The 10,060-nt window shown below is 65.3% G+C and carries 7 protein-coding genes and 2 pseudogenes; 3 read left to right on the top strand and 6 right to left on the bottom strand.

Annotated elements, in window-relative coordinates; translation table 11 throughout:
- Nucleotides 1-192 (top strand): annotated as a pseudogene (locus Y706_RS29155) (aminopeptidase); the annotation flags it as partial.
- 114 nt (nt 193-306) lie between these two features.
- Here Y706_RS29155 and Y706_RS0106315 read toward each other — a convergent pair.
- Together Y706_RS0106315 and Y706_RS0106310 are read right to left on the bottom strand one after the other, a co-directional pair.
- On the bottom strand, nt 307-1,278 hold the full coding sequence (locus tag Y706_RS0106315) for a polysaccharide deacetylase family protein (protein ID WP_028275929.1): 972 nt from the start codon (nt 1,276-1,278) through the stop codon (nt 307-309).
- Nucleotides 1,279-1,293: 15 nt separating this feature from the next.
- Entirely contained in the window at nt 1,294-2,823 is a 1,530-nt protein-coding gene (locus Y706_RS0106310; RefSeq protein WP_028275928.1) for a purine-cytosine permease family protein, read from the bottom strand.
- A gap of 107 nt (nt 2,824-2,930) precedes the next feature.
- On the opposite strand from Y706_RS0106310, the gene Y706_RS0106305 reads away from it, so the two are divergent.
- Entirely contained in the window at nt 2,931-4,475 is a 1,545-nt protein-coding gene (locus tag Y706_RS0106305) for a PucR family transcriptional regulator (RefSeq protein WP_028275927.1), read from the top strand.
- 45 nt (nt 4,476-4,520) lie between these two features.
- Here the strand turns inward: Y706_RS0106305 and Y706_RS0106300 are convergent, their stop codons facing one another.
- The 4 genes from Y706_RS0106300 to Y706_RS0106280 form a co-directional block, all read right to left on the bottom strand.
- Entirely contained in the window at nt 4,521-5,330 is an 810-nt protein-coding gene (locus Y706_RS0106300) for an IclR family transcriptional regulator (protein ID WP_243178252.1), read from the bottom strand.
- Between the two features lie 94 nt (nt 5,331-5,424).
- Entirely contained in the window at nt 5,425-6,681 is a 1,257-nt protein-coding gene (locus tag Y706_RS0106295) for an aminopeptidase P family protein (protein ID WP_028275925.1), read from the bottom strand.
- A 61-nt stretch (nt 6,682-6,742) separates the two neighbouring features.
- Entirely contained in the window at nt 6,743-8,152 is a 1,410-nt protein-coding gene (locus Y706_RS0106290; RefSeq protein WP_028275924.1) for an MFS transporter, read from the bottom strand.
- A 601-nt stretch (nt 8,153-8,753) separates the two neighbouring features.
- Nucleotides 8,754-9,425 carry a GntR family transcriptional regulator gene (locus Y706_RS0106280; protein WP_028275923.1) on the bottom strand — a complete coding sequence of 224 codons (672 nt, stop codon included), beginning with the start codon at nt 9,423-9,425 and terminating at the stop codon, nt 8,754-8,756.
- Nucleotides 9,426-9,584: 159 nt separating this feature from the next.
- Here Y706_RS0106280 and Y706_RS0106275 point away from each other — a divergent pair.
- Nucleotides 9,585-10,060, top strand: a pseudogene (locus Y706_RS0106275) (serine hydroxymethyltransferase); the annotation flags it as partial.

Below are 10,060 nucleotides of genomic sequence, written 5' to 3'. Positions count from 1 at the left end.
TTCACCGGCGATGTCGAGAAGAAGACCCAGGCCCAGGCGCGGTCCTTTGGCGGGGTGGCCGGCAAGGACCTCGATCCCTGTTACCACGAGGCCTGCGACACGATCGCCAACACCAACCCGGACCTGCTCACCGAAATGGCCGGCGCCCTGGCCTACGGCACCGTGGCCTACGCGATGGCCAAGACCGGCTAAACACCAGCTTCGCCGCCGGCTCCGGGCCGCCCCGCAGGAAGGTCCCCGGCCCAGCCACCCTCTGACGAGGGGGCCGCGCCGGGGACCTGTCCCTGCCAGGGCCGGGTTTGTGCCCTAGATTCCGGCCCCGCGACGCGCCGTGGCTCCCTGGGGCTGACGCACGTCGGCCGGCGTGAACTGTGCGCCGGTGTCCGGGAATCCGGGCACGGCAATGCGCGCGTGGGTGTGGATCTCCTCGACGGAGTCGCGCGTGTGCTGCGCGATCTTCTCCATGGTGGTGACCCACATGCCGTCCATGGATTTGACCCGGTCCATCAGCTGTTCCAGGGCCACGGCCTTGGACGGCCGGCCGGAAATGAAGGGGTGGTTGGTCAGGACGAAGCAGCTCCCGGCAGCGTGGTGGGCTTCGGCCTCCAGCGTCCACATTTCGAGGACCTTGGCCGGGCTTTCGATGACGCCGCTTCCGGTGACGCCCGGGTAGAAGGCATACTGCTCCCAGTCGTCCAGAGCCCAGTCGACGGGGATTTCCACGAGATCGCGGGGGTCTGCCTCGGCAACGCTGAAGCGGTACGGCGCGTCGCCGTCGAGCAGGCTTGAGTCATACAGGAACCCGCGGTCGGCAAGGAGGGCGGGGGAATGCCAGTTGAGCTCCCACCATGGTGCCCGGTAGCCGGTCGGCCGGACGCCGGCGGCCTTGGCCAGGGCATCCAGGCCCCGGTCCAGGTACCGCGCCTCCGTGGTGGCGTCGATGCCTTGCATGGGTTCGTGCAGGTACCCGTGGTGTGCAATCTCGTGGCCGCCGTCGGCTATCCGGCGGACCACGTCCGGGTAGCATTCGGCGGTGAATCCCGGGACGAAGAACGTCGCCTGGATCTGCTGGCGCTCAAGGATCTGCAGGATCCGCGGGACGGCGACCTTGGGCCCGTAGGACTGGTGCGTCATGAGGGACATGCGCCTGGTGCTCTGCGGGTCATGGGCGATGGTGCAGGATTCGGCGTCGACGTCGAAGGTGAAGGACGCCGCGGCACGATTGCCTTCGGGCCATGTGATGGGATGGGCGGTGTCGGCGAAAGCGGGGAAGTTCACGGGGTTGATCTCCTGCTAGAGGGCGGCGTGCGTGGTTGATGTGACCGGAAGGCCGGTTGCCTCAGGTGAATCTGCGGTCTGTTCGCTGGGGGTGGGGACATCCAGGAACTTCCTGTGGAACCGCGGACCGAGGACGGCGTAAGCCGCGGCGCTGGCCAGTCCCCCGGCGAGCCAGGACAGATCCCACCCGCCCAGGGCGACGGCGATGGGGCCCTGCATGGCCGGCACCAGTCCGTACATGAACAGCCAGGTGGCGAAGATGCCGATGAGCAGTGAAGTGACACCGGCCGGATTCACGCCCGGCAGGCGTTTGGTGCCGACGGCGTCAAAGAGCCGGGACGGGTCGCCGGGCCAGCGCTTCTCGATCCAGAAGTAATGGACCAGCATGACTCCGCCCCAGGCAGCCACCCAGGCGACCAGCCCAATCAGCCAGGCGTCCAGCACGGAGGCGAAATCCTCCTGGAAGATGAAGAAGATCACGGCCGCGAGGGAGAAGACGCCGACGAACAGGTTCAACTTGCGCCGGCTGATGGAGATGTCCAGGGCCTGCGTGGCGACGGAAAAGGTGTAGATGTTCAAGATGTTGGTCGCGATCGGGCCGTGCAGCACCATGAGCAGCACAGGAAGGGCCAGCGCGCCGAAGTTCTGGACGATGAGTTTGCCGGGATCAATTTCACCCGTGTTGGTCGCCAGGCTGGCCCCCAGGATGCCCAGCCAGACGACCGGGATGAACTGGCCCAGCACCGAGGCGAGGTAGACCTTGCGCTTGGGCACCGTGGTGCTGACAAAGCGGGAGTAATCCGCAGCGTAGGTGAACCAGGTGATGCCCCAGCCGATGCCGATGGCCGTCATGACCGCGCTCATCGCGGCGATGCGTTCCGAGCCTTCCAGGATGTGCCCCGCCGGGCCGGCGTAGGTCCAGTTGATCTTCATGCCGAACCAGGCCACTGCCGACATCACGGTCAGGATGATGATGGTGGGCGGCACGGTCCACTTCTCGAAGGCGGCGATGGCTTTATAGCCGAACCAGGCGATGGCTACCTGTACAGCCATGATGAAGGTGGCGATGCCAATCTTCCAGGCGTAGTTCTTGGCCTCCGGGTCAACCCAGCCGAGCGTTCCGAACAAGGCCATGACCAGATCCAGGATGATCCAGGTGTTGACCGCACACCAGCCGATCACCAGGAGAGCCTGGATGCCGGCGGGCAGGTAGTTGCCGCGCCGGCCGAAGGCGGCGCGGGCCAGCACCATGCCGGTCGCTCCGGTCTTTTGGCCCAGCAGGACGAAGCAGCCGAAGAGCAGCATCCCGATCAGGTTTCCGAGGACAAGAACCGTGACGGTGTCCGCGAATCCCAGGCCAAGCTGGATGCCGAGCGCTCCGAGCACCCAGTTGATCGGGGCGAGATTGGCGCCGGCCCAGATCCAGAACTGGCCGGAGACCTTGCGGGTCCGTTGTGATTCGGGGATGGGCTGGAGCCACGCTTCGTGGTCTACGCTCGCTTCCGGCGCGGTGCCGGCAGGGGCCGCTGGGGATTTTTGACGCATGTGGAGCCTCCGAGGATGTGTGGGATTCCTCAAGATTATGTGTCGTGGGCCACATGCGACTATATACAATGTGTCTAAATATACCCAGAGCAACGCGACGGAGTGTAATGTCCATCCTTCTTCAAGACGTCCTGAACCATCCGACCATGGCGGCCGCCGACCCCATTGTCCGCGCCGCGGCCAGGGCCGCCGCCCGGGCGCAGCTGCGGTGGATCCACTCCAGTGAAATCATTGATATCGCGCCCCTGCTGGCCGGCGGGGAACTTCTGCTGACGGGCGGAGAAGCCCTGGCCCTCGCCTCGGAGGAGCGGCAGGTCAACTACATCCGCCAACTGGCGGAGCGGGGCGTTGCCGCCGTAGCTATCGAAACCGGGTCCGCCCTGCCGTCCCTGCCGTCCTCAATGGTGGCGGCCGCCGAAGCAGCCGGCCTTCCGCTGATCGAACTTCGCGGGGTGGTGCCGTTCGTCGGAGTCACGCAGGCCATTAATTCGATGCTGGTCAGTGACTCGGTGTCCCAATTGCGGCGGGCCGATGAGGCCAGTCACGCGATGGCTGTCGAACTGGCGCACGGCGGCGGCCTGGACCGGATCCTCGCCGTGCTGGCCGGCATCATCAATGCCGAGGTGACGCTGACGTCCATAGCCGGCGCGACCCTGGCCAGCGCAAGCCCGGGGCGGGCCGAGGCCGCCGACCCCGATGCCTCCACCGGTGGGCCGCAGGAGCAGGCACGCCTGATTCACATCGACGTGCCGATCCGCGGCATCCTTGCGGCTCAGCTGTTGCTGCGGGTCCCGGCGGACGAGGACCAAAACCTGGCCCGGACGGCCGGAAATCGTTCTGTCGACATCCTGGCCCTGGCGTTGCTGCAGCGAATGTCCCCCGGGCTCAAGGAAGTCGCCGGGGCGGCCCTGCTTCGCGCGATTAATTCCGGCAGCCAGGCCTGGCGGCTCCAGCAATTGGCTTCCGCGGCCGGGATTCCGCCGGGTGCCACAATCGTGGCCATCATGGTCCGCTCCGGCATGCTCCAACACCTCCGCGCTTCTGTGGAGCAGCTCTTGGCCCGGCGGGCGCAGCCCAGCGCAACCTATGTCGATAATGCCGAGCTGCTGGCGGTGGTGGTCCTCCCGGGCGATAGTCCGCTGGACAGCAGGGACGCACTTCTGGCTGGCCTGCGGGCGCTACCGGCCCCATCAGACACGCTGGTTGCCGTCGGCCCGGTGGCCGTCGGGATTTCGGAAGCCCCCTGGTCCTTGTCGGAGGCCAGGCTGACCCTGGAATTGGCGGGCGCGCTGGGGCAACCACATACGGGAACCCAAGGTCCGCACAGTCCCGTGATCGATTGCGAGGCATTCGCCGTCGAACGCCTTGCCGTGGGAAGCCTGGACCCTGGCCAACGGCGGAACTTCGTGCGCCAGCAGCTGGGGGCTCTCCTGGATTATGATGCGCAACGCAATTCCCGGCTGCTTGGCACCCTGGCCATGTGGCTGGATTCCGGCTGCAACACGGCCCAGGCGGCGAGGGAACTGCACGTGGAGCGGCAATCGATGCATCAACGGCTGCAGCGGATCTTCGAGCTGTGCGGCGGCGACCCCCGGCGGACGGGCCGGCTCGCAGCGTTGCATTTGGCCGCGCGGCTGGCCCGGCTCAGCTGACGTGCGCTCGGCGCCTTAGTCCGGGCGCGGGCCGCGCGGGCCGCGCTAGCCGTTGCTGGACGCGCGCCCGCCCAGCCGGCTGGTGATTTTGTCGGCCGCAGCGGCGCACGCTTCGCCCAGGCTCTGCAGAGCCTCGCGTGAGACGCGGAACCGGGGCGCCGAGATCAGGACGGCCGCCACGATGTCGCCGCGGTGGTCGTGGACGGGAGCGGCGACGCCCACTTCATCGATGGAGGATTCGCCGTAGTTGATGGCCCAGCCCCGGGCCGTCACGTCCTTGAGCTTGATCTGGTAGCCATCCAGGCCCGCATCATCGAGTCCCGGGTAGCTGATCGCCCCGCTGCGCAGGAGCACACGGACGCGTTCGACGGGCGCTGCGGCCAGGAAGACCTGCACGGAGGCGCTCATGGCGTCGGTGTACCGGGCTCCCAGCGGGGTGGTGTGCTTGATCTGGTGGTGGCTGGCGATCTGCTCCACGCACATTGACTCTGCGCCGTTCCACACCATGAGGGCGCTGGTTTCGCCGGTCTGTTCGGTAAGTTCACGCAGGACGGGATACGCCACCCGCCGTTCTTCCAGTTCGGCCAGCAACGGCCCGGCGACGGCGATCAGTCCCAGCCCCAGCCGGAAGCGGCGGGTTTCCGGATCGCGTTCCACCAGGTGTTCCTGTTCGAACGTGGCCAGGATCCGGGAAACCGTGCTCTTGTGCAGGCCCACCCGGTTGGCGATCTCGGTGACTCCGAGCAACGGTTCGTCCGCCGTGAAGGTTCGCAGCACGGCGATGGCGTTGACGATGACGGAGGTGCCCTTGGTGTCGCCGTTTCCGGTGGTCCCGGGAGATTCTGCTGGGGTCATGGTGTCTACCATCATTCCGCATGAGGGCCCAAAAGCGGCGCCACGGTGGACGTGGCGCCGCTTCTGGGTCCTGCCTTCAGGGGGTCTGGGCGCCTCAGGCTCCGATGATGTTGTATTCGGGGCCGAACGGGAACTTCGTGATGTTCTCGGCTCCGTCTTCGCCGACCACCAGGATGTCGTGCTCACGGTAGCCGCCGGCGCCGGGCTGGCCGTCCAGGACGGTGATCATGGGTTCCATGGAGACCACCATGCCGGGCTCGAGCACGGTGTCGATGTCCTCGCGGAGTTCCAGTCCGGCTTCGCGGCCGTAGTAGTGGCTCAGGACGCCGAAGGAGTGTCCGTAGCCGAACGTCCGGTTGGCGAGAAGTCCGTGGCTGACGTAGATCTCGTTCAGCTCGGCGGCGATGTCCTTGCAGACAGCTCCGGGCTTGATGAGCTCGAGGCCGCGCTTGTGGACCTCGACGTTGATGTTCCACAGTTCGAGGGAGCGGGCGTCGGGTTCGCCGTAGAACAGGGTGCGCTCCAGCGCCGTGTAGTAGCCGGAGGTCATGGGGAAGCAGTTCAGGGACAGGATGTCGTGCTCCTGGATCTTGCGCGTGGTGGCCCAGTTGTGGGCGCCGTCGGTGTTGATGCCGGACTGGAACCACACCCAGGTGTCACGGATTTCCGAGTCCGGGAACGTCCGCGCGATTTCGTGGACCATGGCTTCGGTGCCGATCAGGGCGACCTCATATTCGGTGATGCCGGCGGTGATGGCGTTGCGGATGGCTTCGCCGCCCAGGTCACCGATGCGGGCCCCGTGCTTGATCACCTCGATCTCTTCGGCCGACTTGATCATCCGCTGGCGCATCGCCGCCTGGGCGACGTCCACCAGGGTGGCTCCCGCGAAGGCCGCCTGGATCTTGTTGCGGTTGTCCAGCGGGAGCGAATCGTCTTCGACGCCGAGCCGGCGGGGGTTGATGCCGCGGGTGCGCAGCGCCTCCTGGATGGCGAAGATGTAGTTGTCCCGGCGCCAGTCCGTGTACACCACGTTGTCGCCATAGCTGCGCCGCCACGGCATGCCGGCGTCGATGTTGGCCGTGACGGTCACGGTGTCGTCCTTGGTGACCACCATGGCGTAGGACCGGCCGAAGTAGGTAAAGAGGAAGTCGGAGTAGTACTTGATGGAGTGGTAGCTGGTCAGGACGACGGCGTCCAGGTCCTTATCGGCCATGATGCGGCGCAGTCCGCCGAGCCGGCGCTCAAATTCGGCGTTGGAAAAGGTCAGCTCTTCCTTCTGCCCGTTGTGCAGGACTTTCAGTCGCTCCAGTTCGGCGATGGACGAAGCGTTGTTGGACGTTGCGATGGTCATGATGGTGGTGCCTTTCTGCGGTTTGATTTCTTAGGAGGGAAAATGTGGGTGTCGGCCGGGACTACTCGTGGCGCAGCGGTTCTTTACTGGTTTCCCGGGAGAGCGCTACGGCGATCAGGGAGATGACCGCGGCGCCGGCGAGGTACCAGGCAGGAGCCAGGGCATTGGCCGTCGCGGCGATCAGGAGGGTCGCCATGAACGGCGCGGTGCCGCCGAAGAGCGCGTTGGAGAGATTGAAACTGACGGCGAAGCCGCTGTAGCGGACACGGGTCGGGAACATTTCCGCCAGGAAGCTCGGAAGCGTGCCGTCATTGAGCGTGAGCATGCCGCCCAGCAGGATCTGGACCAGGACGATCATTAGGAAGTTCCCGGTGCCCAGCAGGGCGAAGGCCGGCACGGTCAGCACGATGAAGCTCAAGGAGGCGGCAATGAGGACCTTTTTGCGGCCGTAGCGGTCCGAGAGCATTCCGGTCAGGAAGATGAACCCGATGTACGTCACGAGTGCGATGGTGGTGGCCAGGAAAGATTCGGCAGCGCCGAGTCCCAGTTCCGAGGACAGGTAGGTCGGCATGTAGCTGAGGATCACGTAGAACCCGACGGCGTTGAGCAGCACTGCTCCGACGGCCTTCAGCAGCAACCGCCAGTGGTTCCGGAAGAGGCTGGATACCGGGGCCTTGATGGCATGATCCTCCTCTGCCAGTTCGCGGAACACCGGGGTGTCTTCCAGCTTGGTGCGGATGTAGCGTCCGATCAGGCCCATCGGGGCGGCGAGCAGGAACGGCAGGCGCCACCCCCAGCTCTGCATCGCCTCGGCGGAGAGCAGGATGGTCAAAAGGCCCGCAAGCAGGGAACCCAGCAGCAGGCCCGCGGCCGTGCTGGCCGGAACCACCGCTGCGTACAGGCCGCGCTTGTTGGCCGGGGCGTACTCCACCAGGAAGGCGGATGCGCCGGCGTATTCGCCCGAGGCGGAGAAGCCCTGGACGACGCGCACCACCAGGAGAAGGATCGGCGCCCAGATGCCGATGGAGTTGTACCCCGGGATAAGGGCGATGCAGAAGGTCGCTCCGGACATGATCAGGATTGACAGGGAAAGCGCGGTCCGGCGCCCCACCCGGTCACCGATGTGGCCCCAAACAAAGCCGCCGAGCGGCCGCACCAGGAACGAGATGGCGAAGAGGGCGAAAGTCAGCAGAAGCGCGGTCTGGGGATTGGACTCGGGGAAGAAGACCGCGGCGATGGTTGCGGCCAGGTAGCCGTAGACGGCGTAGTCGAACCATTCGACAAAGTTTCCGATGAAACTTGCGGCGACCACCCGCCGTCGGGTTTCCTTGCTGACTGCGGGATCGTGCCCGCCCGGGGCCGCCCGGCCGCTCACCGCGGCCTGTCCGGAGGAAGTACTGCCATGCCCGCTATTCGACTCTGGGCTGCTCGACCCCGCAAGTGTCGACGGGGAGAAATTTTCGTTACTCATGTGTCCACCAAAGAGTTTTGGGAGTTGCAATCAGTGCAACGCTGTTGCACCAGATTAGGCGTGACGCATGACACAGTCAATGCTTTTTGTGATTTCTCTTACGCGGATCAATCTGGATGAGGCACCAAGACAGCGCCGCGGGCACCCAGCCGGACCGCACAACAATAGTTGCAATGAACGAAACGGTGTTGCATATATTGCGCGATGTGTCCCGTCAACTTGGGGAAAGCTTGAGCCGGGCGGCGCCGCGGTTCCGCCCAGTCCGGCGCGGTGGCACACTAAGTGGACTATCGAGTGACTGGGGGGATCCACGTCAGGAGATCGTCATGGGCATTCTGGTACGTACGCGCACTTCAGGCCGCCGGTCGGCGGTCGAGCCATGATGGCCGGGTGGGCCTATCTCATGGCCGCAATCATGACCGTTGATTCGCTCCTGCTGGGGCTGCTCCTGATGAACGTGAAGTGGCCGAAGCGCTGGAAGAAAAACGGCTGAAGTTCCGGAACTCTAATCCACTGCGGCGGCGACTCGGGCGCCCGTCGTGGTCGAAGTCGCCGATCACGTGCGGGCTCGCCGGAAGCTTAANGGGTCCCCCGTCCGGACCTAGAGGACCTTGCGGATGGTCTCCTCGAAGCTGGTGACGTGGTGCAGGGCGAGCTCGCCGGCCCTGTCCGCGTCGCCCTCGGCCACCGCCTTGAGCAGCTCCACGTGCTCGGTGATGTGGCCGCTGACCGAGGGGACCTTGTCCAGGACCAGGCACCAGATGCGCGTGGCCAGGTTGTCGTAGCGGATCAGCGTATCCTCCAGGTGCGGGTTGGCCGCGGCCCGGTAGATCAGGCGGTGAACCGTCAGGTCGTAGCGCATCAGCTCCCGGGACTCTGCGGGGCTCGGGGCCAGTTCCGCAATGGTCTTGGCGACCTCCAGCAGCTCGCGGCGCATGGCGGCGTTGGCCCGCGTTGCCGCCCGCCGCGCCGCCAGGGGTTCCAGCAGTTCCCGGATTTCCGAGACGTCGGCCAGCTCCGTGAAGTCCACGGTGGTGGCAAAGGTTCCCCTTCGCGGGTAGGAAACCACCAGGTGGTCCACTTCCAGCCGCTTGATCGCCTCGCGCACGGGAGTACGGCCGAACCCGAGCTCGATGGCGAGCTGCCCGTCATTGATGGGTTCGCCCGGCCGGATTTCGAGCATGATCAGCTTGTCGCGCAACTGCCTGTACGCGGCCTCCGCCTGGGAGATAGCTTCGTCCTCTGCGGGCGGCAGGACGGTGAGTGCATTCACGGCTCGGCTCCGTTTCTGGATTTCAACGTTTCTGGATTTCAACCGGAAGCCTGGTTCCACTTGGCTTCCAGCTATTGACTCTGGTGTGATCTCAATCATACCATTGTTCTCACACTGATATATCAGTCATAGCAATAGTGGTATTTCAAAGGAGCAACCGTGGTTGAGCAGTTGAACGAGCGACTTTCCGTAGTCGATCCCGAGGTCGAAGAAGCCGTGGCGCACGAACTGAAGCGCCAGCAGTCCACCCTGGAAATGATTGCGTCCGAGAACTTCGCCCCCGCCGGGGTCATGGAGGCACAGGGTTCGGTGCTGACCAACAAGTACGCCGAGGGATACCCGGGCAAGCGCTACTACGGCGGCTGCGAGCACGTTGACGTGATCGAACAGCTCGCGATCGACCGGGTCAAGGCCCTGTTCGGCGCCGAGTACGCCAACGTCCAGCCGCACTCCGGCGCGCAGGCCAACGCCGCCGCCATGTTCGCCCTCCTGGAACCGGGCGACACCATCATGGGACTGGCCCTGGCCCACGGCGGCCACCTCACCCACGGGATGAAAATCAATTTCTCCGGCAAGCTCTACAACGTGGTCCCGTACCACGTGAGCGAGCACAACCACCTGGTGGACATGGCCGA

The sequence above is a fragment of the Arthrobacter sp. I3 genome, assembly GCF_000520575.1.
Lineage (GTDB): Bacteria > Actinomycetota > Actinomycetes > Actinomycetales > Micrococcaceae > Arthrobacter > Arthrobacter humicola_A.
Note: the sequence above shows the minus strand (reverse complement) of the source record. Positions and strands in the feature narration are given on the sequence as shown.